Source organism: Nonomuraea rhodomycinica, assembly GCF_013363995.1.
In the GTDB taxonomy this organism is placed as follows: Bacteria; Actinomycetota; Actinomycetes; order Streptosporangiales; family Streptosporangiaceae; genus Nonomuraea; species Nonomuraea rhodomycinica.
Map to the genome: position 1 here is coordinate 82,014 of NZ_JABWGO010000014.1, position 23,985 is coordinate 105,998.

The following is a 23,985-nucleotide window of genomic DNA, read 5'->3' on the forward strand; positions in this document are numbered from 1 at the left end:
GCCGGTGACGGTCACGCCCGGATCCCGGCCTGCTGTGTGTGCTGGGGGGCTACGCAACATCATGCGGCCCTCGACCACGCCCCGCCGGGACCGGCCCGAAGAGCTCGCCCTCCAAGACGTAGAGACGGATTCTCCTCCGCCGCGATGAGTTCCGACCCCGCCGCCGGTATGTACTCACGAGCTCGTCGGAGTACCTCGGGCGAACCGATCACAAGGGAGAATCGAAATGTCGAACAGTCGTGCGGCAGACGAGGCCGCCATCCAGGCCGTGCTGGTCGACTCCTACAAGGCGTGGGAGGCAGGCGACGCCGACGGCATGGTCGCCAACTACACCGCGGACGCGACCGCCATCATGACCGGCTCGCTCCGCGACAGCCGGGAGGTGATCCGTCAGAGCATGGCCTTGGCCTTCGAGGGGCCGCTCAAGGGCAGCTCGACCTACAACAAGCAGCTCGGCATCCGCTTCGTCGGCAGGGACGGGGCGATCGTCATCAGTGAGTCCGCGATCCTGTTCCCCGGCGAGACCGAGGTCGCGGACGAGGCGCGTAAGGTGAACTGCACCTGGGTCTTCGAGAAGCGGGACGGCCAGTGGCTGATCGCCGCCTATCACAACAGCCCGGTGCTGGCGCCTGCGCTGTGAACTCTTCCCTGTAACCAGCAGTGATCGCGTGCAGGGCCATGACCAACATCGGACGGAAGCCCTGCATCGCGGTGAGCCCGGTTCCTTGGTGTGACGTTTCATACCGGCGCCCCTACCTACGAGATTTGAGATGTATGCCATGGCAGGCCGTTGATGACCGCGCGGGGAGGGCTATCCGCCCACTGCGGATGCTCACTGCAGTCGCCGGATATGGTGACTGCGGCTGCAGCGGAGACGGGGGGCGCCGCGTGATGACGGGGCAGGAAGGCTTCGATCGTCGGATCGAACCGTTCCGGACGGAGTTGCTGGCGTACTGCTACCGGATGCTCGGATCGGCTCACGACGCAGAGGACTTGGTCCAGGACACGTACCTGAGGGCGTGGCGGGCACGGGAGCAGTACGACGACACCCGCAGCTCACTGCGCACCTGGCTCTACCGGATCGCGACGAACGCCTGCCTGACCGCCCTGGAGGTCCACGGTCGCCGGCCGCTGCCGTCGGGGCTGGTGGCCGCGTCGGATCCGCTCGGGCCGCTCGTCCAGGGAGAGCACGTCCCCTGGCTCCAGCCCTTGCCGGACTCGCTGCTGGACGCGGGCGATCCGGCTGGGGCCGTGATGGACCGCAGCAGCCTGCGTCTGGCGTTCGCCGCCGCCCTGCAGCACCTGTCGGCGCGTCAGCGCGGTGCGCTGATCCTGCGTGACGTGCTCAGCTTCTCCGCGGCCGAAACAGCGGAAATCCTCGGCACCACCGTCGTGTCGGTGAACAGTTCCCTGCAGCGCGCGCGTACTCGCGTCAAGGAGGTCGGAGTCCGGCAGGAACGGGTCAGCGAGCCGCCTGCGGCCGAGCAGCGGGCCTGGGTCGAACGCTACATGAGGGCATTCGAGCTGGCCGACGTCGAGGGCCTCAAGCGGCTGCTCACCGAGGACGTGATCATGGAGATGCCGCCGATGCTCAACTGGTTCGCCGGACGCGACAACTACGGCCTGTTCATGGAATGGGTCTTCGGGGCGGCCGGGAAGGACTGGCTCCTCAAGGAGGTCGCGGCCAACGGCGGCCAGCCCGGATTCGCCGCCTATCAACGCGTCGGCGACGGGTACTCCCTGCACACGCTCCAGATCTTCACCGTCACCGACGAGGGCATCAGCCGGAACTCCGTCTTCCAGGACCCCGACATCTACGCGACTTTCGGCCTCGCGGCCAAACTCGACGACCAGGGACTTGCCATCGCCGAGGCCTAGGCCGTCTCCCGTGATCATGTGACGGGGTCTCGGAGCCAGATCCGGATCGAGGCGACATCGAGGGTTCCTTGGTAGATGCGCTCGCGCTCGTCGAAGTGGGTGGCCATCGGCCCGATGCTGGCGGAGCTTGTTGACGCGGCGCTCGACGGTGTTGCGCTCCTTGTACCGCATACGCCTTGTCACCCATCGCGCGGGCGGGCCGCTTGCGCGGCCTGACCGGCCCGCGCCGCCGGATGAGGCCACCTCGGGAGCGGCCCAGCGCCTCCCGGCTCGACGTCACCCGTTCGTGATCTTCATCGGCCCCTTTGACGGGATGTCGAGGGCCGGGGCGCGCCGTGCCCTGGCCGCGTGCTGGTGGGCGCGCACCACCGTGGAGTCGGCGCTGACCGTCCAGTCCTCGCCCTCGGCCTCATCGCACCCCGCCCGGAGCCCATCGAGGATCCGCGCCCAGGTCCCATCCAGCGACCAGCGGCGATGCCGGTTGTAGGCCGTACCCCAGCCCGTGCTCACCGGCAGCAGCGGCTCCAGCCGCCCCTCACGTTAACGATCTACACCCGACCAGCGCGAAAGATCAGTTGATCAACACGAGTCGCCTTGATCGACGGGGCGGCGCGGGAACGGCCGTTTCGAGTCGACGGTGGCTCTCAGGATGGGAAGCGATCGGCCCGGAGCGACCTCTCGCTCCCCGACACGCTCGGCCCCCATCCGCAGGTAGAACGCTTCGGCGTGCGGGTCGGACTCGATGGTCAAGGTATGGAAGCCGGCGCTGCGCGCCGATTCGACGGCGTGTTCCCAGAGCGTACGCCCCAGACCGGTACCGATAACCTCGGGTTCGAGGAAGAGGTCCGCAAGTTCGCCGTGCGGGGGTTCGCCAGAGATCTGGTAGTACCCCGCCAGCGCGCAGTCCCGCTCCGCGACGACGACACGACCGTCACGAATGGCGGCGGAACTGATCGACAACATCTCCGCCATCCGGTCCAGCATCGCCTGCGGATAACCCCAGTACGCCTTCGAACGCCGAGTAAGCGCGGTGAGCGCATCCGCTTCACCGGGCACGGCGGCTCTCAATATGATCTTGTTCACCACCACAGTATCGCCCTCCCTGTCCAACCGGTGCACGGCGCGTCGTCTGCTGAAACGCAAGGCGATCTCGATCGCCGTCGCGACCGTCTCCGCCAGCATCGGGCCGTGGCCACCCGAATCGGCCAGTGCGGGTCGATCACAGGGGTCAGCCCGATGTCGCACGCCTCGCTGAGCAGCAGGGCGACCATGGTGGTGGCCAGGTCCTCCATGCTTCGAGGACCCGCACGCCGGCAACACCCGGGTGCAGTGGTTCGTCACCGTGTACACCCACGTGCTCGGGGCTGGGCGCGCGCGCCGAGCGCCGAGCGCCCACCATCATCGCCAGGCCTACTTCGCGAAGTTCGTGGCGAGCTTGTCGAACTCGCGGTCCGGCAGCGTCCTGTTGAGCTCCAGGAGCTTGTCGGCCAGCCAGCCGACCGCGTACCGCGTCTCGGGCCGGGCGGCCTCGACGGCCTCCCGGATGGTGGTGGCGACGACGCCGGGGTCGCTGCCCTGGCTGTTCTCGCCGAGCTGGGCCTCGGCGTGCGCGGCCATGGCCTCGGCGACGGCCCGGTACGCGGTCGTACCGGAGATCTCGCGAAGGTCCTGTGCCGTGCGGTCCTCGAAGTCGGTCCTGATGATGCCCGGCTGGATGATCACGACGTCGATGCCGAACGGCTCCACCTCCATGCGCAGGCTGTCGGAGTAGGCCTCCAGAGCGTGCTTGGCCGCGTAGTACCAGCAGCCGAGCGGCAGCGCGATCTCGCCGCCGACGGAGGAGACGTTGACGATCGTGCCGGAGCCATGCTCGCGCATGTACGGCAGGGCGAGCTGGATCAGCCGGGCCGGGGCGAAGACGTTGACCTCGAACTGGTCGTGCGCCAGGTCGAGGGGGATGTCCTCGGCCGCGCCGTGCAGGACGGTGCCGGCGTTGTTGACCAGGACGTCGATGCGGCCCTGCTCGGCGACGACGGTGCCGATGACGCGTTCGAGGTCCTCCGGCCGGCGGACGTCCAGCGCGAGGGCGTGTCCGCCGGCGTCGCGGATGTCGGCCATCTTGGGTACGCGCCGCGCGGCGCCGTAGACGATGTGACCGGCGCGGAGGAGCTCGAGTGCGGTGGCCTTGCCGATTCCGGCGGAGGCGCCGGTGACGAGAACGACCTTCTCCATGGTGAAACCTCCTTTTGGGTCTGCGAGAACGCTAGGCTCGTGTTCCGGAATTCTCCAACTCGAAGAACCTATATACGCAGGTCAGAGGCTATATATTGGTGCAATGAGCTTGTAGCTGAGTGCAACTGTCGCCCACTGCCTCGACCGGGAGGGACGACATGCCAGGAGACCGGCTGACCGTCGAGGATCGCCGCCGCATCGCCGAAGGGCTGGCGGCCGGCCTGACCTACGCGGAGATCGCCCGCCGGCTGGGCCGGTCCAGGTCCACCGTCACCCGCGAGATCGCCAGGAACGGTGGCCCGCACGGCTACCGGGCGGCGCGCGCGCAGCAGGCGACGAACTGGCGTGCCCGCCGCCGCAGACGCGCTCCCCACGCCGGCGTTCCGCACACCACCGGCGACCGGGACCTCCGCACGGCCGGGGAGTTCGAGGAGCAGTTCGTCGCCATGATGATCGAGGGCGGGATGTCACCCATGACGGCCAGGGTGTTCGCCGCGCTCTTCCTCAGCGAGGGCGGCAGCCTGACCGCCACCGAACTCGCCCAGCGGCTCCACGTCAGTCCGGCGACGATCTCCCACGCCACCAAGTGGCTGGGGCAGCGGCAGATGATCGCCCGGGAGCGTGAGGCGCGCCGGGTGCGGTACTTCGTCGCCGAGGATGTCTGGTACCACACGTGGGCGGCCAGCGCCCGGTCGATAGCGATCTGGGCCGACACCACGCGACACGGCATCGGGATCTTCGGCGCCGACACACCCACCGGCGACCGGCTCCGCACCACCAGCCAGTTCTTCGAACTCCTCGGCCACGACATGGGGCAGGCGGCAGAGCATTGGCGGCAGGCACTCTCCATGCAACGCCTGCGGTGAACCCCGCACGTCGGGGCCTGTACGGGTGACAACGACGCCCTGCGGCTGCGGCCTCCCGGGCTATCTCCCCAGATGCCTGGGACTCGGTGTATCGCCTGCGTATCGAAAATCGCATACGCCACCGCAACAGACTTCCGTCTTTAGTCGAGGCCCAGACCTGCAACGGTCGGTTTGTCGATCAGCAAAGGATCGTGATCATGGACTCGGATATCAATCGGCGGCGGCTGCTCGGGTGGGGCGGGGTGGCGGCCGCCGGCGTGGTGGCGGCCGGCGCGCCGCTGGTGGACGCCCGACCCGGGCATGCCATGGCTGCGGGACAGCACCGTCCGGCCCCGACCGGCCACGGCATCCCACCGGACACCCGTCCCGGCGGAGCCTACGACCGATACGTGGCGAAGCTGGCCTCCGAGGGCAAGTTCTCCGGCGTGGTGCTGTTGTCGCACAGGGGCCGGACGGTGCTGTCCCGCAGCTACGGCATGGCCGACAGGGAGAAGGGGATCCGCAATCACGAAGGCATCGCGTTCAGCCTCGGCTCGGCGGGCAAGCCGTTCGGCGCGGTGGCCATCTTGCAACTGGCGCAGCAGGGCAAGCTGAGCCTGTCGGACACGGTGGGCGCCCACCTGAAGGGCTACGCCAAGGACATCGCCGAGCGGGTGACCATCCACCACCTGCTCTCCGGCACCTCCGGGCTGAACACCCCGGAGGAGGACGTACGACGCATCTTCCAGAGCCGGAGGGAGGTGCAGGAGTATTACGAGCAGTGGGCCCAGCGGTCGAAGGTGGTGGCCCCGCCCGGCACTCCCACCGGCCACTCCGGCGCCGATATCGCCATCCCCGCGCGGATCGTGGAGGCCGTGACCGGCACGACGTACTGGGACTACGTCCAGGAGAACATCTTCAAGCGCTGCGGCATGACCGGCTCGGCGTTCTACACCCGGCCGCAGTGGCTCACCGACAAGCACATCGCGCACCCTTACATGACGTTGGCTGACGGCAGCGTGGTGGACGCGGTCCGCAACCTGGACAAGAGCAGCTCGCATCAGTCCACGCTGGGCAAGAACCCGGGCCGCAGCTTCATCGACGCCCCCGGGGACGGCGGCTTCGCCACCGCGCCGGATCTCGTCCGATTCGCGCACGCGCTGAGCGACGGCACGGTGCTGGACCGGCCCTACGCCGAGTTGCTCACCGGGGCCAAGATCCCCCACAGCGGTTCGTCGTTCGGGGCCTACGACATGCCGGTCCGTATCGTCAACGGCCAATGGGTGTTCGGGCGCGGCGGTGGCAACCCCGGTGTCAGCGCCAGCTGGAACATCTACCCGTACACCGGCTGGGTCGGCGTGGTCCTCGGCAACTGCGACGGCCTGCCGCTGCAGGAGATCACCGCGCGGGAGATGCAGGCCGTCACCGGGGGTTCGCCCGGCGGCGGGGGTGGTGGCTGAAACGGTCCGGCGGCAGCGCCGTGCGCACCATCGCCGTTCATGAACTCTGACGGTGAACGGTGGTCAGCTCGGATACCTCGCGGACGCCTCGCAGCGGAGAGAAGAACAGGAACAGCGGCGCCAGGGCGAGACCGATCCCGATGACCAGCAAGGTGGCACGCACCCCGATCAGCGAGCCCAGACCGCCGCCGAGCAGGCCGCCGACCGGCAGCGCCCCCATCACCAGAAAACGCATGGTGGCGTTGACCCGTCCGAGAATCGCCGGCGGCGTCACCGCCTGCCGGTAGCTGACCTGGGTGATGGCGTAGATCAGCTGGCCGCCGCCGCCGAAGACGATGCCCGCCACGAACAGGCCCAACCGCCAGTCGTCATGGGTGAACGGAATGAGGAGGTTGACCGGACTGGTCAGCAGGGCCGACATCCAGATGATCCGGGCGGAGCCCAGCCGGTTGGCCAGTCTGGTCGCGATCGCCGCGGCGACCAGCGCCGCCGCCGAGCCGATCGAGAAGATCATGCCGGCCACGCCGGCGGACACTCCGACGACCTCGACCAGGAACAGCACGGTCAGCGCGGTCGCCGCGGTGAACAGCAGATTGGAGATCGCGCTGGTGGCGGCGATGGCGCGCAGCACCGGATTGCCCCACACGAAGGCCATGCCCTCGCGGGCGTCCTGGACCATCCCGCGCCGCTCGGCGGCCGGCTCGGGCCCCGGCTCACGCGTGCGGATGCCCCACAGACAGGCGGCGCTGGCCAGGAAGCTCACCGCGTCGGCCAGCAGCGCGTTGGCGGCGCCGACCAGCTGCACCAGCCATCCACCGAGGCTGGGGCCGGCGATCTGCCCGCCCGCGCGGATCGTCTCCATCGTCGAGTTGCCCTGGATGAGGTCCTTACTGGGGACGATCGAGGGCAGATATGTCTGATATCCGATCTCGAACACGACCCGCATCAGGCTCAGGACCGCGGCTGTGGCCAGCAGCAGGCCGAAGGTGAGCCACTGCACGGCGGCGGCCACGGTGACCGTCACCAGGGCCAGCGCCCGCACCACATCGGTGCCGATGAGAATCGGCCGGCGTCGTCGGCGGTCCAACCAGACCCCGGCCGGTAACCCGATGAGCAGGAACGCCCCGTTCTGGACGGCCACCAGGACGCCCAGCTGGAAGGGCGTCGCGTGCAGGAGCAGGACGGCGGTCAGCGGGAAGGCGATGGCGGTGACCTCTGTGCCGATCTGGGTGACGGTCTGCCCCAGGATGAAAAGCTGGTAGTCCCGAGTCCGCCAAAGAGGCACCTGCGCTGATTCTTCCATATGACTTCTGCTTCCCCAGGCCCGGACGGCGATGGTCGAGACCCTGCGCGTTCTCGCTGATCCGTTTCCGCGGTGACGCCGTGCGCGCGGGGAAGCAGACGAGCCCCCTGGCCGGCGCGCCGCAGGAGTGGCCGGCCAGGGGCTCCAGACGTCAGGCCTGTCTGCGGGCCTCGGCTCCTCCCCACGTCTGCAGGTACGCCTCGGCCCCGGCCAGCATGTCCTGGGCGAACTCGTCACCGGCGTACTTGCGCATGTCCTCGATCCAGTCGGGCACCAGCCCGTAGTGGGCCACGCCGTCGGTGTTGACGTCCCAGACGCGGTCGCCGGTGCGCAGCCGGTCGAGGGTGACCGCGCCGTCGAGCGACGTGAACGGATAGGTGACGGCGCTGCCCTGGCGGGGTCCGGGGAGCGGGCCCATGCCGTTGGTGTCGAGGCCGTAGCCGTAGCCGGGGCGACCGAACTCCTCGCGCAGCGGCTTCGTGGCGCGCCAGCCGGCGGTGAAGGAGTCGGCGGGCGAGCCGTACGCGGTCACCATGCCGCCGAGCCGGTAGACGCGGCGGAAGTAACCGGGGTCCGCCCAGCTGTGTGAGGAGATGACGCCGGGGTACTTGGCGCTCTCCAGCAGGTCGAGCGTCTGGGCGGCGGCCTTGACGCTCATGTGGTCGAGCTCGACGAGCATGCCGCGTTTCATCATCCCCTGGACCATGTAGGCGCCCAGCGAGGTCAGGCCCCTGGTGTTGCAGTGCGGCGCCGGGGGGTAGACCGGCAGGCCGACGCCGGCCGGCAGCCACTTGGCCAGCTCGGGCGGCAGCACTCCGGCCGGGTCGATCGTGTTGTCGTGCTCGGGTCCCGTGCACGTCCTGGCGCTCCAGAAGGAGCCGCTCGCCAGGAAGTTGCCGAGGTTGACGATCACGCCGGTGGTCCCGGAGTCGAACCGGACGCCGCACAGGGCGTTGTCGTACTTGTGGCAGACGAACATGCTGCGGACGCCGATCTGGTACATCTCGTCCAGGCCGCGGTCGATCTGCGCCTTGGTGCAGTGCGGGATCCCCCAGGTCTGGCGGCAGCCGAACGGCTCGGAGGTCTCGATGCCCAGGACCACGGCCAGCTTGCCGGCCGCGATCACCTGCCTGGCCTCGGCGGTCGACTTCACCACCCGGAACCAGCCCTGGCCCGGGCCGCCGCTCTGGGCGTCGATGTAGTCCTGCAGCTCGAAGGTGCGCTGTGCCTCCAGCTTGAGCGTGGCCATCTCGTCGCAGGTGTTGCGCTTGAGCGGGTAGATCTCGCAGAGCTGCCGGTTGGCGACCAGGTCGTTGACGAAGATCCGGAGCCCGCCGCGCCAGGCCCGTTCGAGCCACTTGTAGTAGCCCTGCTGGTGGGTGAGGGAGTCGTGGGCCGGCCAGTCCTTGAACGTCGGCCAGCCGACCGGGTCGTGCTTGCCCACGGGGGTGCCGTGGCGGGTGAAGTTCTCGAACCAGGCGAGCGATCCGTCGGGCTGGTGGTCGGGGCAGTCGACCAGGGCGTGCTCGATGCCGTCGAGGTCGAACGGCTTGCCACAGATCAGGCTGCCGCCGAACGCCTCGTTCGCCATGAGATGGCTGTGGGCGTCGACGAGGCCGCGGACCGGGTTCGCGGATCCGGCTGGTTGCCCGACCGCCCCGACCTCGGACTCCGGGGCGGCATGGGCGGCGGCGGTGGTCCCCGCCAGAGGAAGGGTGACCAGCAGGGCCACCCCGATGATCCTGGAGATGTTACGTAACATGAGCGCACCTCACGAATCGGCTGCCTTATGGTCCGCCTCTGTTACTCGCCGGTCAAGATGTAAGTCCGACGCGCATGCCCCGCGATGATCTGTCGCGGTCGACTCAGCGGTGCGCGGTGAGGGTGTAGGCACCTCGGGTGCAGCCGGTGACGCGCCAGCCGCCCGCGGTCTGCCGGGCCGCGACGCCCGTGACTCCGGTGCCACGAACGACCGGCCGGGCGCCGCCGGGGAACCAGACGTCCAGGCCGCACCCGCTGCCCTCGCCCTCGGCCGTGAGACTCGCCGGGCCCGACGTGAGGCGGGTCAGGCGGCCGGGGGCGGAGCGGGGGTAGGGGCGTGAGAGCTCGGCGACGTACTCGGGGGGCGGGGGCAGGTCCTTCCCGGTGGCACAGTCCTCGATCATGAGGTTGCCGCCGGTCTCGGCGCCGGCTCCGGCGTGGGCGTCGCCGCAGGACTGCTTCCAGACCCAGAACGCGCCCCCGATGCGGTGCCGATCCTCCTGGTCCGTGTAGGTGGCGATCGGGGCCGAGGCGGGGTCGCCGAACCAGCCCCACTCCCCCGACCAGAGCCCGGCGCCGTAGTACGCCGCCGCCCGGCTCGCCAGGTCGAAGCCGCGCTCGATGCTCGTGACGGTGAGGCCGGTGCCCTGGTCGATGGTGATCGACTCGTTGTAGAGGTGGGGGGCGAAGACGAGCAGCCGGTCGTCGGTGAAGTCCTTGGGCACCGAGACCTCGAAGCCGAGACCCGACCAGAGGACGGACGGTTCGAAGAAGACCAGATGCGGGAAGCCGAAGCCGCGCCTCTCCCCCGCCCTGATGGCCTTGATCGCGCGGTCGTAGTAGCGGCCGAGCAGGACGCCGGAGGTGATCGGCGGGGCCTCGCCGAAGCCGGGCTCGTTCAGCAGGTCGTATCCGGCGACCATGGGCTCGTTGGCGAACCGCTCGGCCAGCATGCCCCAGGCGGCGACCAGGCGGGTCTGGATGCCGTCCCTGTCCTGGTAGAAGTTGGTGAAGGCGCGGGCGACGGCCGGAGAGATGTCGCGTCCGGTGAACTCGCACCTGGGGGCGCCGTCGAAGCGGTCGGCCCAGGTGGGGGCGCCGTCCCAGCCGTGCATCGGGACACCGTCGTCGCAGGTGGTGCCGGGGGCGGCGGCGACGCCCTTGCCCCAGGCGTCCTGATGCATGTCGATGACCGTGCGCAGGCCGTGCTCGGCCGCGGTCCGGACGGCCCAGGAGATCCTGGCGAGGTAGGCGGGGTCGTAGTGGCCGGGCCGGGGTTCCAGGGCCGACCAGGACAGGGCGAGGCGGATGACGTTGAAGCCCATCCGCTCCATGCCGGCGAAGTCGGCCTCGGTGAGCGGTCGCGTCACCGGCCTGTCCGGAAATTTCTGGAAGTAGTCTTCGAGCTGGTTGACGTTCACGCCGCGTAACAGCACCTCGTTGCCGTCGGCGTCGACGATCCTGCGGTCGGCCGAGAGCGTCAGACCCTTGGTGCGCGCCGGCGCGCCGGTGGTGGTGCCGGGCTGCAGGAGCGGTACGGCCAGCGCCGCCACGGCCACGACGGCCACGACGGCCGCCATCGGCATCGGCGCGGGAAGGGCGCTGCCCTTGCGCGCCGGGAGAAGGGCGGTGCGCCGCGCCGGGACGAGGGCGGTCCACCGGGCCGGGACGAGGGCGACGAGCGCCGCCGTGGCGAGGGCGAGGAGGGCGCCGAGGGAGAGCGCGGGGGCCAGGCGGAGCAGGATCGCCGGCGCCCAGAACGTGTCGCCGCCCGCCAGGTCGCCGGGCAGGCCGATGGCGACCTGGACCAGGCCGAGCGTCGCGGCCGCTCCCAGCGCGGAGACCCCGGCGACCAGGGCCCGCGGCGAGGTGGTGGCGCTGAGCCAGCGGTTCAGCGCCCAGGTCGTCACGCCCAGCAGGGTGACGGCGGCGAGGCAGCCCAGCGGTCCCGCCTCGGGCGCCGGGGCCAGCGGGGAGTCGCCGATGGCGTACCCGACGGGTGAGCCGCCCCACCACACCCCGCCGACCGACGCGCCCAGGGCCACGGCCACCCCCGCGGCCACCCACCCCGGCCCCGACGCGGAGGAGAGGAGCGGCTTCGAGGCCGCGGCGGGTCCGGCACCCGGCTGCGCGGGAGGCGGGGCGGTCGAGCGCGAAGGGGGTGACGCGCGGCGGCGGCGCAGGAGCTGGGCGAGCCAGGTGACCGCCAGGACCGGCAGGCCGAAGACCGTCGCCTTGACGCCGGTGAAGCCGGTCGACCACGCCAGGTAGACCACATCGCCGAAGGCCATCACCAGCGACATCACCAGCTTGGCCGCCATCGCCGACCACACCACCGCGCCCCACACCAGCAGCGAGGTCCGCAGCGGGGCACGCCCGCGCGCGACCGCCCACGTCAGCACCCCGACCCCCGCCAGCAGCAGCGGCACGTAGACGACCGTCGCGGCCAGCTGCCACAGCCCGGCGACGGGCAGCAGGTCGGCGCCCGTCCACGTGTAGGGCGCGGCCAGCCCGGACGGGTCGAGCACCGCTCCCAGCGCGATGACGGCGGCCAGCACCACGACGGCGATCGGCGACAACCAACGGGTCCTCATAGTGTCGGCGACCATACATGAGCATCGCTCATAAATGAAGAGCCGGTCCCGGAACAGCGCGGCAGGCCCACTTGACAAAACGGACAGACCGCAAATAACGTCCCGTCAACCGACAGGCACAGACGAAGACATCCCTGTCAGTGGTCTTCGTCTGTGCTTTTTGTCGTTCTCGGACCGCTGGCAAGGGATCAACACCCCCCTGAAAGGCGGCTGAGCATGTACGACGGCTCCGCTCACACGAGAACAACGGTCATCGGCAACGCCAGCGACGCTGCCCACCTCATCGACACCCTCAAGACCCTGACCGGCAGGGCCAACTGGATCTGGTTCCTCGCCCTGGCGGGACTGTTCCTCGACGCCTACTCCAACGCGGCGCTCGGAGCCGGCCTGGCCCCCATGGTCAAGCAGCTGGCCCTGTCGCCCACGCAGGTCGGCGTGCTCACCGCGATGGCCCCGGCGATCGCCATCGTCTCCAATCCCTTCGGCGGCTGGCTCGCCGCGCGGATCGGCCGGGTCAAGCCGCTGCTGATGACGAAGGTCGTCTTCGCGATCGGCGCGCTGCTGACGGCGGCCGGCGCGGACTTCCAGACCGTCTTCGCCGGGCGGGCCCTGGTGGGCGTCGCCTACGGCATCGACTTCGCGGTGGCGATGGCGCTGCTGGCCGAGTACACCCCCGCCTCCCTCAAGGGCAGGCTCAACTTCTGGCAGGGCGTCTGGTACACGGCGACGACCACGAACCTCCTGCTCACCCTGCTGTTCTACAGGTTCGACGTCGGCGCCGACATCTGGCGCTGGTCCGTCGGCTCGTCGGCCGCCTTCGCGCTCGCCCTCTTCGTCCTGCAACTGGTCTTCCTGGTCGAGAGCCCCACCTGGCTGGCCGCCAAGGGCAGGCTGCGCGAGTCCGCGGCGAGCCTGCGCCGCATGTACGGCTTCGCCGTCCAGGAGGCACCGGAGCCGACCGGGCCGACGCAGGCCCTCTCCCGCCAGGTCGGGTTGCGGGACGCGGGCGTCCTGTTCCGCAAGCCGTACCTGCCCAGGACCGCGCTGTCGACCGTCATCTCCCTGACCCAGGCCATGCAGTACTTCGCCGTCGGCTGGTACCTACCGGTGATCAGCCTGGAGCTGTTCGGCAAGCAGTTCGAGACGGCGACGTTCGGCTCCATGGCCTTCAACGCGGTCGGCATCGTCGGCGGCTGCCTGTCGGCCTACGCGGGCCGCCGGTTCGGCCTGCGGGTCAGTTCGATGGCCGGCTACGCCATGGTGTTCGTCGCCCTGCTGGTCATGGGCGCGACGTTCAAGCAACTGCCCATCGGCCTGGCCGCGCTGCTGCCCGTGCTGTTCATCTTCTTCCACTCGGCCGGCCCGGGCCCCAACGGCAAGTCGATCGCCGCGCTGTCGTACCGCAGCGACATCCGCACGCTGGGCACCGGCGTGACCGGCATGCTCGGCAGCCTCGGATCGGTCGCGGGCCTGTACCTGTTCCCGCAGCTCCAGGCGGGTATCGGAGTGGGCGGCAGCCTGATGGTCCTGTCCGTGGTGCCGCTGGTGGGCCTGCTCACCTGCGTGGCGATCAAGTGGGACCCGACCCGCGACGCGGTGAACCTGGAGGAAGAGGCGATCAGCCTCCCGCAGGGCACCCCGGTCTCGGCCTGAGCACTGTCCACTCGGACACGATCCTGAACGGTGTCCGGCTCGGACACGAGGAAAGGACCTTCGCGGATGACAAGGGAACGCCGCCGAGGCGTCCTCAGCATCGATGAGGGCACCACGGGCACCCGGGCCGCCGTCGTCCTCGACGACGGCGGCGCCGCACCACCCGCCTACCTGCCCCTCTCGGTCCGCTCACCCGACCATCTGCGGGTCGAGCAGGACGCGACGGAGATCTGGGCGAACACCGTCGAGGTCTGCCGTGAGGCGCTGGACCGGGCGGCCGCGGACCGGGTGGAGATCACCGGCGTGTCGATCTCCACGCAGCGCGCCACGGTGCTGCTGTGGGACACGGTGACCGGCTCGCCGCTGACCCAGGCCGTGGTGTGGCAGGACCGCCGCTACGCCGCCCGGCTGCGGGAGTGGGAGCCGCAGTGGGACGCGCCCCTGGTCGAGCACACCGGCCGGCCGGTCGGCTCCAGGGCGCCGCTGCTGTGGGCGGCCGAGGAGATCGCCCGCAACGCGGCCGCCCGCCGCGCCCACCGCGCGGGCAGGCTGGCCTTCGGCTCGGTCGACACCTGGCTGGTCTGGAAGCTCACCGGAGGCGCCCGCCACGTCATGTCGGCCACGAACGCCGTGGCCGCGGGCGCCTACGACCTGCGGACCGGCGACTGGCACGAGCCGTGGGTCTCCTTCCTCGGCTGCCCGCCCGACGTGCTGCCAAAGATCGTCGACGACGACGGCGACTTCGGCGCCACCGACCCGTCCGTCCTCGGCGTGCGGCTGCCCATCCTGTCCGTCATGGGCGACCAGCACGCGGCGATGATCGCGCTCGGCGCTCATCGGCCCGGCCAGGCCACCACCGTCCACGGGACCGGAACGTTCCTCGACGCCGTCGCCGGCGACCGCCCACCCGTCCACCGCCGCCAGGTGCCCGGGGTGCTCACCCTGGTCGGCTGGCGCTCGCGGGGCACATCCGTGTTCAGCCTGGAGGGCTACGCCTCGACGACCGGGTCGGCGATGCGGTGGCTGTGCGAGCAGATCGGGCTGTTCGACTCGCCGGCCCAGCTCGCCGCACTGGCCCGCGAGCACACCGGGCCGACCCGGGTGATGTTCCTGCCCGCACTGGCGGGCCTGCGCACACCCGTCTGGTCGCCGGAGGCCACGGGGATCCTCACCGGGCTCAGCCTGTCCACGACCCGGGCGGAGCTGGCCCGCGGCGTGCTCAACGGCTTCGCGCACTCGGTGTGCGACCTGCTGGACGGCGTGCAGGAGGTCATGGGCGGGCCGGTCACGGACCTGTTCTGCGGCGGCGGGCTGGCCGGCAGCGACGTGCTGATGTCCGCCCAGGCCGATCTGATCGGCCGGCCGGTACGACGCGCCCGCGACCACGAGACCGCCAGCCTGCGCGGCGTCGCCTACCTCGGCGGCGTACGGGCGGGACTGTGGCCGAGCGTCTCGGCCGCCGTCGCCGGGCTCCAGCAGGCCCCCGTCTTCGAACCCACCCTTTCCGAGGCCGAGCGCACGCAGGCCCGCGCCGCCTGGCGCGAGCTGCTGGCTCGCCACGTCGGCACCGCCGAGCCCGGCGGTCCCCGACCCGACGCACAGGAGGAATCACCCTCGTGATCCGGCTTCCCGAACGCAAGGCGAGGTCAGAGACGAAGAGCGCCATCCGCCGTACCGCGCTCACCCTCGACCGCAGGGAGCAGATCGAACGCCTCGCCACCCGGCCCGTGGACGTGCTCGTCGTCGGCGGCGGCGTCACCGGCTGCTACACGGCGCTGGACGCCGTCACGCGCGGCCTGAGCGTGGCGCTCGTGGAACGAGACGACTTCGCCTCCGGCACGTCGTCCAAGTCGTCGAAGATGGTGCACGGCGGCCTGCGCTACATCGAGCAGGGCAATCTGCCGCTGGTGCGGCGCTCGCTGCTGGAGCGGCAGCGCTTCCGCCACAACGCGCCGCACCTGGTGCAGCGCCTGCCGTTCGTCTTCCCCGTGCTCGCCCACGACGGCGTCTTCGACGCGCGCGTCGCCAAGGCCTTCGAGGGCCTGCTGTGGACGTACGACCTCGCGGGCGGCTGGCGCATCGGCCGGCTGCACCAGCGGCTCAGCGTGCCCGAGGTCCTCGCCCGCGCCCCCCGGCTGCGCGCCGAGCAGCTCAAGGGCGGACTGCTCTACTACGACAGCCGCACCGACGACGCGCGCCTGACCCTGACGATCGCCCGGACCGCGGCGCACTTCGGGGCGACCGTGCTCAACGGCGCCGCCTGCCGCGGCCTCCTGCACGAGGGCGGCAGGGTACGCGGCGCGAGCGTGGAGGTCGACGGCAGGCGGATCGACGTGCGGGCGGGCGTCGTGATCAACGCCACCGGCGTCTGGTCGGACACGCTCGACGCCCTGTCCGACCCCGGCCACCGGCCCCGGATCCGTCCCGCCAAGGGCGTGCACATCGTGGTGCCGTGGACCCGGCTGCCCATCGACGGCACCGTGACCGTGCCCATCCCCGGCCGGGCCCGCCGCGCCACCTGCACCCGCTGGGGGGACGTGGTCGTGGTCGGGACGACCGACACCGACTACGACGGCTCCCTGGAGCAGGTGCTGTGCACCAGGCAGGAGATGCAGTACCTCCTCGACGGGGCCAACACCGCCTTCGACGCCGGCCTCGGCCCCGAGGACGTGGTCGGCTCGATGGCCGGGCTGCGCCCCCTGGTCGGCGGCAAGGAGGGGGCCACGCTGGACATGAGCCGCGACCATCGCGTCTCGACCGACGCGCACGGGCTCGTCACCGTCACCGGCGGCAAGCTCACCACCAGCCGTCACATGGGCGAACTCGTCGTCGACGCGGCCCTGAAGGTGCTCGGCCGCAGGGCCCGATGCCGTACCGCCCGCCTGCCGCTGCTGGGCGGCGCCGGCTACGACGCGGAGGCCACCTCGGCCACCGGAGGGCTCGGCGCCCACCTGGGACAGCGGTACGGAACCGAGGCCCGCTTCGTCACCGACCTCCTCGGCCAGGACCCTTCCCTGGCCGAGCCGATCGTCGAGGGCTCCGCGCACCTGCGGGCCGAGGTGGTCTACGCGGCCAGGTGCGAGCTGGCCCGGACCGTCGACGACGTGCTGTCGCGCCGTACCCGCATGCGGGTGTTCGCCCGCGACCTGTCGGTCAAGGCGGCCCCGGAGGTCGGCCGGCTGCTCCAGCGGGAGCTCGGGCTGTCCGACGACGAGGTCGCCCGGCAGGTCGACGACTACGTACGCGGCATCGACCGCGAGAAGACCGTACTGATGGAGGCACTTACATGATCAGCAGGCAGACCGTCACCCACCCCTTCAACCGGGGCGACTACGTCGTCGGCGCGCCCACCCCGCCGCGCTGGGCCGCCGACTGCCCGCCCGGCACGGGGCCGGCCAGCCTGCAGAGCGCCGTGGTCGAGGTGCCCGGCACGGTCGTCGCCGAGCTGCGCGCGATCGCCGCCGCCGTGCACACCGCACGGGACGAGGTGATCGCGCGGACCCGCGACTGGTGGGCGGGCACCTCCATCGGCGAGACCGACGGCCACCCCGCCACCCCCGACGCCGTGATCGTCGAGGCGGCCGACGAGGAGCAGGTGGCCGCGGTCGTCCGCCTCTGCCACGCGCACGGCATCCCGCTGACGGTCTCGGCCGGCCGCAGCAACGTCCTGGGCGCCGCCCTGCCGGTGTTCGGCGGCGTCGTGCTGGACGTGTGCCGGCTCAACCGGATCATCTCCTTCGACCCCGAGTCGATGATCGTCGAGGTGCAGGCCGGCATGTTCGGCGACCTGTTCGAGAAGGAGCTGCAGGAGACCCACGGCGCCACCACCGGGCACTGGCCGTCCGCCTTCGCCATCTCCACGGTCGGCGGCTGGGCCGCCTGCCGGGGAGCCGGCCAGCTGTCCACCAGGTACGGGAAGATCGAGGACATGGTCGTCGGGCTGGACGTGGTGCTGCCCGACGGCAGCAGCGCGAGCTACGGCACCTACCCGCGCGCCGCGGTCGGCCCGGACCTGCGCCAGCTGTTCATCGGCTCCGAGGGCACGCTCGGCGTGATCACCAGGCTGCGGCTGCGCACCCACCGGCTGCCCGACCACGCGGCCGGGCTCGCCTACGGCTTCGACACCTTCGCCGCGGGGCTCGACGCCTGCAGGGAGATCCTCCAGCGGGGCGCCACCCCCGCGGTGCTGCGCCTGTACGACGCCCACGAGAGCGGCACCCACTTCGGCGAGCCGGGCACCAACCTGCTGCTCATCGCCGACGAGGCAGACCCCGCGCTGGTGGAGGCGACCATGGCGGTGGTCGAGCAGGTGTGCGGCGAGCGGGCGGCGCTGACGCTCGACGGCGACGCGGTCCTGGCCCGCTGGCTGGACGAGCGGATGATCGTCGGCAAGTCCGGCGACGGCTTCGCCAAGGGCCCCGGCTTCGTCGCCGACACCTGCGAGATCGCCGCGCCGTGGTCGTCGCTGCCGGCCATCTACGACGAGGTGGTGGCCGCCATCGAGGCCGTCCCGGGGACGCTGCGCGCCTCCGCGCACCAGTCGCACGCCTACACCGACGGCGCCTGCCTGTACTTCTCGATGCGCGGCGAGGTCGAACGGGCTCAGCGCCGCCAGTGGTACCGGGCCGCCTGGGACGCCGCCAACGACGTGCTCATCCGGCACGGCGCCGCGATCAGCCACCACCACGGCGTCGGACTGCTGCGCTCGCCGTACCTCGAACGCTCGCTGGGCAGCGGCTTCGCCACCCTCGAAGCGGTCAAGCAGGCCCTCGACCCCGAAGGGATCATGAACCCGGGGAAGCTGGGGCTGCCCAGCCGGTTCCAGGCCGACGCATAAGGTGGACCGGTGACCCCACGTCCGAAACGTCCCCTGGACCGGCGCCTGCTGGCCTCGCTCGCCGAGCATCCCGTGATGGCGTCGCTGGTCGGTGCGGAGATGGCGGACCGGTTCACCACCACCTCCACTCCGCTCGGCATCCTCGCCTCGGTGCCGCTCGGCGAGCTGGAGGCGACGGTCCGGCGGACCCTGGCCGCGGGCAAGCTCGTGTTCGTCAACATGGACTCGACGCCCGGTCTGGGCCACGACCCCGGCGCCCTGGCCTACCTCCAGGGGATCGGGGCCATCGGGATCTGCTCCACCCGCGCGGCGATCGTCGAACGGGCGAGCGGCCTGGGCCTGCTGACCATGCAGAAGGTGTTCGTCACCGACCGTTCCAACCTGCAGCGCAGCCTCCAGGGCGTCGCCCGGTCCCGCCCCGACCTGGTCCAGCTCATGCCCGCGGTCGTGCTGCGCTACGTGGAGCAGCAGGTCAGGGATCTCGGGGTGCCGTACCTGGCCGCCGGGTTCGTCCAGGGGGCGGCGGACGTGGTGGAGGCGCTGCGCCACGGCGCCGCCGGGGTCTGCACCTCCGACACGGCCCTGTGGGAGCTGCGCCGCTCGGCGCTGCGCGCCTCCTGATCCGCTCCCTCCGGTCAGGCACACCTCAGCCGTCCCGTGCGTTCACACAGGCGCTCTCACAGGCGCTCTCACGGAAGGACGAGTCGTTGACGCCGGTCACCCCGGACCTTTCCGGACACCCGCCCGGACCACGACGCCGCGGCCGCTCGGGCAGGAGGTCCGCCGCCGCGGGAGAGCGGCCGGGCGGTCGCCCGCGGCTGACGGGGGTCGCACCCGCCGTGTTCGTCGTGCTGTGGAGCAGCGCCTTCATCGCCGGCATCCCGGGGGTCGCGGCCGCTCCCCCGCTGCTGCTGATGTTCGCCCGTTTCGCCCTGGCCGGGGCGCTGCTCGCCGGCTACGCCCTGCTCACCCGCGCGCCCTGGCCGCGCGGACGGGCCGCGGCGCACATCGCCGTCTCCGGCCTGCTGATCCAGGCCGTGCAGTTCGGCGGCTTCTACACCGCGCTCGGCATGGGCTTTCCCGCCGCGGTCGTCTCCCTGGTGCAGGGGCTCAGCCCCGTCGTCATCGTGCTGGCCACGCGCCTGCTCGGCGAGCCGGTCACCCGGCGGCAGGGCCTCGGCTTCGCCCTCGGCGCGGCCGGTGTCGTCCTGGCGGTGGCCGACCGGGTGAGCCTGTCGGCCGGGGGGGTGCTGCTGTGCCTGCTCGGGTTGTTCGGGCTGAGCGCCGGCACCCTCTACCAGAAGCGGTTCGTCCCCCGCATGGACGTACGGACCGGGACCGCGGTGCAGCTCCTCGTCAGCGCCCCCGCGGTCGGCCTGGTCTGCGTGGCGGTCGAGACCCCCAAGGTGTCGGACTGGGCGGCCTTCGGCGCGTCCGTGGCCTGGATGGTGCTGGTCAACTCCATCGCGGCGTTCATCCTGCTCAACCGGATGCTGATGCGTTCGTCCGCCGGCCGGGTCAGCACGGTGTTCTTCCTGACCCCCTCGGTGACGGCGGTGCTGGCCTGGCTCCTGGCCGGCCAGTCGCTGCACCCGCTCGCCGTCGCCGGGCTCGCCCTCGGCGGCGCCGGTGTCCTGCTCGCCAACAACGGCGCGCGAGAGCCGATCGCGAAGACGGCCTCGCGAGCCTCCGAAGAGGTGACGTGATGAGAATCCGTGGAGCCGTCCTCGAGGAGATCGGCCGGGCACGCCCGTACGCCGAGTCCCGGCCGCTGTCGATCTGCGAGCTCGACCTGGACCCGCCCGGTCCCGGCGAGCTGCTCGTCAGGGTGGAGGCGGCCGGGGTGTGCCACTCCGACCTGTCGGTCGTCGACGGCAACCGGGCGCGGCCCGTCCCCATGCTCCTGGGGCACGAGGCGGCCGGCGTGGTGGAGCAGGTCGGCGCCGGCGTCGAGGACATCACGATCGGCCGGCGGGTCGTGATGACGTTCCTGCCCCGCTGCGGGGCCTGCCCGGGCTGCGCCACCGGCGGTGTGACGCCCTGCGTCCCGGGAAGCGCGGCCAACAACCGGGGAACGTTGCTGACCGGCGGCATCCGCCTGCACCGTGACGGCGCCGACGTCGCGCATCATCTGGGCGTCTCGGCCTTCGCCACCCACGCGGTCGTGGACCGGCACTCGGTCGTCCCGGTGGGCGACGACATCCCCGCGGAGGTCGCCGCGGTCCTCGGCTGCGCCGTGCTCACCGGCGGCGGCGCGGTCCTCAACGTCGGCGCGCCCGCCGCCGGTCAGACGGTGATGGTCGTCGGGCTGGGCGGTGTCGGCATGGCCGCGCTGATCACCGCCCTCGCCCTCGACGGCGTCACGGTCGTCGGCGTCGACGGCAACCCGGACAAGCTCGTCGCCGCGCGGAAGCTGGGCGCCCACGCCACCTACAGCCCCGCCGAGGTCGCCGACCTCCAGATCAGGGCGCCGGTCGTCATCGAAGCGGCCGGCAACACCCGCGCCTTCGAGAGCGCGGTCGCCGCGACCGCTCCCGGCGGCCGCACCGTCACCGTCGGGCTTCCCGCGCCGCACGCCCGGGCGTCGATCTCGCCGCTCCAGCTCGTGGCGGAGGGACGGACCATCGTCGGAAGCTATCTCGGCTCGGCCGTGCCCGCCCGCGACATCCCCGTCTTCGCCCGGATGTGGCGCGACGGCAGGCTGCCGGTGGACGCGCTCGTGTCGGCCAGGATCGGCCTGTCCGCCGTGAACGAGGCGATGGACCAGCTCGCCGACGGGAACGCCGTCCGGCAGGTCATCGTGTTCGGCGAGGACCAGGCCCCCCGGGACCTCGCCGGGGAGGAGTCACGACGGTGACCGGTAGGCCGACAGCGAACTCCACGAGGGCACCTCGTCCTGCACGACCAGCACGTGACACCCCGCGGCGGTGGCGGCCGCGATCCCCGTGGGGCTGTCCTCCACGGCGACGCAGCGCCGCGGATCGGCCCCCAGCAGACGGGCGGCCCTCAGGTACGGGTCCGGGTGCGGCTTGCCGCGCGGGCTGTCCTCGGCGGCCACGACGGCGCCGAACCGGTGATCGAGCCAGGGCAGCACGAGCTCCACGATCGACCGCGGCGAGGCGCTGACCAGCGCGGTCGGCACGGCCTCGGCGGTGAGCGCCCGCAGCAGCTCGGTGGCGCCGCGCACGACGCGCACCCCCTGCCCGATGCGGGCCGCGAACGCCTCGGTGAGCCGCCCGGCCACCACGCCGACCGTGCCCTGGTCAGCCGCCGCCCGGCCGGGGGCGGCCCGGCCGGCCGCCGCCGTCAGGTGGGCGGCCGTGTCCTCCACCGTCCGGCCGCGCACGTGCGGCACGTCCGCGGGGCCCAGCGCCCGCCCGAGCGAGGCGGCGACCTCGGCCGCGGCCTGCCACCACAGCCCCTCGGTGTCGACGAGCGTGCCGTCCATGTCGAACAGGACCGCCTCGAAGGCCAGGACGGAGCGCGGGGTGGCGTCAGACGGCACCGGCGGGATCCTTCGCGGGGGCCGGCGACGGCGTCCCGCTGCCGCGCGGCGCCACCAGGACGGGGCGTTCGACCAGGCGGACGCTCACGCGCGCGCCCGGCGCCAGCCGGGCCGCCTCGTGGCCGGGGACGTCGGCGAGGACCTCGCCGCCCTCCACCGACACCCGCAGCCTCACCGACGCGCCGCGGAAGGAGGCGGCGATCACCTGGGCCGGCCCGTCCTCGGCGGGGGTGACGAGCACGGCCTCGGGCCGGACGAGGACGTCCACGTCGGCGCCCCGCGCGGCCCCGTCGACCGGCAGGAGCTGACCGAACACCGTCACCCGCTCGCCCGAGACACGTCCCGGAAGACGGTTCATGGTGCCGACGAACTCGGCGACGAACGGCGTGGCGGGCCGGTCGTAGACCTCCGCCGGCGCGCCGCACTGCTCCAGCCGCCCGTCACGCAGCACGGCGACCCGGTCGGCGATCGACAGCGCCTCCTCCTGGTCGTGCGTCACGAAGATCGTGGTGATGCCCAGGTCGAGCTGCAGGCGGCGGATCTCCTCCCTGAGGGCGACGCGGACCTTGGCGTCCAGCGCGGACAGCGGCTCGTCGAGCAGCAGCAGCCGCGGCGAGAGCGCCAGCGCGCGCGCCAGGGCGACGCGCTGCTGCTGGCCGCCCGACAGCTGGTGCGGGTAGCGGTCGGCGTGCGCGGGCAGGCCGACCAGCTCGAGCAGCTCGAACGCGCGCCGGCGGCGCTCGGCCGGCGGCGTCTTGCGGACCCGCAGGCCGAAGGAGACGTTCTCGGCCACGTTGAGGTTGGGGAACAACGAGTACGACTGGAACACCATGCCCGCGTCGCGCTTGTTGGCCGGCACGCCCGTGATGTCCTTGCCGTCCACCAGCACCGCGCCCCGGTCCGGGCGCTCGAACCCGGCCACGCAGCGCAGCGCGGTCGTCTTGCCGCAGCCCGACGGGCCGAGCAGGGCGACCAGCTCGCCCGGCTCGACGGTGAGGTCGAGGCCGTCCAGGGCGACCGTCTTGCCGAAGGCCCGGCGCAGGCCCTGGAACTCAAGCCGAGCGGTCACGGCTTCCTCCCGAGATAGTGAGCAGCAGCAGCCAGGTGAGCAGGAGGCTGAGCACCGAGGCGGCGACCGACAGTTGGCCCTTGGCGCCCGAGATCGTGACGATCCAGACCGCGAACGGCTGGTAGCCGAGGATGCCGGCCACGGTGTACTCGCCCAGGACCAGGGCGAGCGTGAGGAACGCGGCGCTGGCCAGCGCCGAGCGCAGATTGGGCACGACCACCCTGAGCATCACGTGCGGCCACGACGCCCCCAGGTTGCGCGCCGCCTCGACCAGCGTCCGCACGTCCATCGTGCGCAGCCCCGCGTCGAGGGAGCGGTAGACGAACGGCAGGACCAGGACGACGTAGACGAACACCAGCACCAGCGGGAAGTCCTGGTCCTGCAGCGCGATCAGCGTCGCCCAGAACGGGGTGGGCGCCAATACCTCGCCGCCGACCTGGAGCGACTTGCCGACCCCGGCCACCAGCGTGATCGGCGGCACCACCAGCGGCAGCGTGCAGATCACCTCCATGACGGCGCGCAGCCGCGGCGCGGACAACCGGATCGTGATCATGGCGGGCAGCGTCAGCAGCAGCACCAGCACGATGGTGGCCAGGGCCAGCCCGAACGACAGCAGCAGGCTCGTCAGGAAGCCCTCCGCCGTCCACAGCTCCGCGTACGGGGCGAAGGACAGGCCGGTGGCCTCGTTGTGGACCGTGTACCAGAACGACGCGGCGAGCGGCACCAGGAAGTACAGGGCGGCCGGCGCGAGCACGACCGCCCGCCACAGGCGCGGCCTGCCCCGGCGGCGCGGCTCGACCGGCACGCTGTCGGGCACCGGCGCGACCGGCGCGAGCGCGGTCATGACC

General features: G+C 71.8%; 20 protein-coding genes. 11 read left to right on the top strand and 9 right to left on the bottom strand.

All coding sequences use genetic code 11. The annotated features are described in order from the left end of the window. The first annotated feature begins 226 nt into the window (after nt 1–226). Both HT134_RS39010 and HT134_RS39015 read left to right on the top strand, forming a co-directional pair. A complete protein-coding gene (locus HT134_RS39010) occupies nt 227–640 on the top strand; it encodes an SgcJ/EcaC family oxidoreductase (protein WP_175605520.1) in 414 nt (137 codons plus the stop codon). Nucleotides 641–774: 134 nt separating this feature from the next. Further along, a complete protein-coding gene (locus tag HT134_RS39015) occupies nt 775–1,878 on the top strand; it encodes a sigma-70 family RNA polymerase sigma factor (protein WP_246366337.1) in 1,104 nt (367 codons plus the stop codon). Between the two features lie 276 nt (nt 1,879–2,154). Here HT134_RS39015 and HT134_RS39020 read toward each other — a convergent pair whose 3' ends face one another. The 3 genes from HT134_RS39020 to HT134_RS39030 form a co-directional block, all read right to left on the bottom strand. Continuing rightward, nucleotides 2,155–2,388 (bottom strand): hypothetical protein, encoded by a 234-nt coding sequence (locus HT134_RS39020; protein WP_175605521.1) that lies wholly within the window; start codon nt 2,386–2,388, stop codon nt 2,155–2,157. A gap of 69 nt (nt 2,389–2,457) precedes the next feature. Continuing rightward, the gene (locus tag HT134_RS39025) at nt 2,458–3,060 is read right to left on the bottom strand and encodes a GNAT family N-acetyltransferase (RefSeq protein WP_175605522.1); all 603 of its coding nucleotides are present in this window, start codon (nt 3,058–3,060) and stop codon (nt 2,458–2,460) included. A 228-nt stretch (nt 3,061–3,288) separates the two neighbouring features. After that, nucleotides 3,289–4,110 carry an oxidoreductase gene (locus tag HT134_RS39030; RefSeq protein WP_175605523.1) on the bottom strand — a complete coding sequence of 274 codons (822 nt, stop codon included), beginning with the start codon at nt 4,108–4,110 and terminating at the stop codon, nt 3,289–3,291. Nucleotides 4,111–4,268: 158 nt separating this feature from the next. On the opposite strand from HT134_RS39030, the gene HT134_RS39035 reads away from it, so the two are divergent. Both HT134_RS39035 and HT134_RS39040 read left to right on the top strand, forming a co-directional pair. After that, nucleotides 4,269–4,976: a GbsR/MarR family transcriptional regulator gene (locus HT134_RS39035; protein WP_175605524.1), complete on the top strand. Its 708-nt coding sequence runs from the start codon at nt 4,269–4,271 to the stop codon at nt 4,974–4,976. A gap of 197 nt (nt 4,977–5,173) precedes the next feature. Further along, a complete protein-coding gene (locus HT134_RS39040; protein WP_175605525.1) occupies nt 5,174–6,415 on the top strand; it encodes a serine hydrolase domain-containing protein in 1,242 nt (413 codons plus the stop codon). Between the two features lie 37 nt (nt 6,416–6,452). Here the strand turns inward: HT134_RS39040 and HT134_RS39045 are convergent, their stop codons facing one another. The 3 genes from HT134_RS39045 to HT134_RS39055 form a co-directional block, all read right to left on the bottom strand. Beyond that, nucleotides 6,453–7,718: an MFS transporter gene (locus HT134_RS39045; RefSeq protein ID WP_175605526.1), complete on the bottom strand. Its 1,266-nt coding sequence runs from the start codon at nt 7,716–7,718 to the stop codon at nt 6,453–6,455. A 151-nt stretch (nt 7,719–7,869) separates the two neighbouring features. Next, entirely contained in the window at nt 7,870–9,480 is a 1,611-nt protein-coding gene (locus HT134_RS39050; RefSeq protein ID WP_175605527.1) for a membrane dipeptidase, read from the bottom strand. A gap of 103 nt (nt 9,481–9,583) precedes the next feature. Next, complete coding sequence (locus tag HT134_RS39055) at nt 9,584–12,073, bottom strand: glycoside hydrolase family 5 protein (RefSeq protein ID WP_175605528.1); 2,490 nt, start codon at nt 12,071–12,073, stop codon at nt 9,584–9,586. A gap of 216 nt (nt 12,074–12,289) precedes the next feature. Here HT134_RS39055 and HT134_RS39060 point away from each other — a divergent pair, with 216 nt between their 5' ends. From HT134_RS39060 to HT134_RS39090, 7 genes are all read left to right on the top strand, one after another. Continuing rightward, complete coding sequence (locus HT134_RS39060) at nt 12,290–13,726, top strand: MFS transporter (protein WP_175605529.1); 1,437 nt, start codon at nt 12,290–12,292, stop codon at nt 13,724–13,726. A gap of 66 nt (nt 13,727–13,792) precedes the next feature. Further along, entirely contained in the window at nt 13,793–15,346 is a 1,554-nt protein-coding gene (locus HT134_RS39065) for an FGGY family carbohydrate kinase (protein ID WP_175605530.1), read from the top strand. Continuing rightward, on the top strand, nt 15,343–17,016 hold the full coding sequence (locus tag HT134_RS39070) for a glycerol-3-phosphate dehydrogenase/oxidase (protein WP_175605531.1): 1,674 nt from the start codon (nt 15,343–15,345) through the stop codon (nt 17,014–17,016). Before HT134_RS39065 ends, HT134_RS39070 begins: the two co-directional genes overlap by 4 nt. Next, complete coding sequence (locus tag HT134_RS39075) at nt 17,013–18,563, top strand: FAD-binding oxidoreductase (protein ID WP_175605532.1); 1,551 nt, start codon at nt 17,013–17,015, stop codon at nt 18,561–18,563. Before HT134_RS39070 ends, HT134_RS39075 begins: the two co-directional genes overlap by 4 nt. A gap of 9 nt (nt 18,564–18,572) precedes the next feature. Beyond that, nucleotides 18,573–19,184: a glycerol-3-phosphate responsive antiterminator gene (locus HT134_RS39080; protein WP_175605533.1), complete on the top strand. Its 612-nt coding sequence runs from the start codon at nt 18,573–18,575 to the stop codon at nt 19,182–19,184. Between the two features lie 218 nt (nt 19,185–19,402). Then, the gene (locus HT134_RS39085) at nt 19,403–20,269 is read left to right on the top strand and encodes a DMT family transporter (protein ID WP_312888757.1); all 867 of its coding nucleotides are present in this window, start codon (nt 19,403–19,405) and stop codon (nt 20,267–20,269) included. Further along, nucleotides 20,269–21,420 carry an alcohol dehydrogenase catalytic domain-containing protein gene (locus HT134_RS39090; RefSeq protein WP_175605534.1) on the top strand — a complete coding sequence of 384 codons (1,152 nt, stop codon included), beginning with the start codon at nt 20,269–20,271 and terminating at the stop codon, nt 21,418–21,420. The genes HT134_RS39085 and HT134_RS39090 overlap by 1 nt, the downstream gene beginning before the upstream one ends. Here the strand turns inward: HT134_RS39090 and HT134_RS39095 are convergent. Genes HT134_RS39095 through HT134_RS39105 form a run of 3 tightly spaced genes read right to left on the bottom strand, consistent with a single transcriptional unit; the run spans nt 21,409 to nt 23,981 of the window. Next, nucleotides 21,409–22,068, bottom strand: coding sequence for an HAD family hydrolase (locus tag HT134_RS39095; RefSeq protein WP_312888758.1), 660 nt, complete (start codon nt 22,066–22,068; stop codon nt 21,409–21,411). The genes HT134_RS39090 and HT134_RS39095 overlap by 12 nt on opposite strands. Continuing rightward, nucleotides 22,058–23,137: an ABC transporter ATP-binding protein gene (locus HT134_RS39100; protein WP_175605535.1), complete on the bottom strand. Its 1,080-nt coding sequence runs from the start codon at nt 23,135–23,137 to the stop codon at nt 22,058–22,060. Before HT134_RS39100 ends, HT134_RS39095 begins: the two co-directional genes overlap by 11 nt. Then, a complete protein-coding gene (locus tag HT134_RS39105; protein WP_175605536.1) occupies nt 23,121–23,981 on the bottom strand; it encodes an ABC transporter permease in 861 nt (286 codons plus the stop codon). Before HT134_RS39105 ends, HT134_RS39100 begins: the two co-directional genes overlap by 17 nt. Nucleotides 23,982–23,985 lie beyond the last annotated feature (4 nt).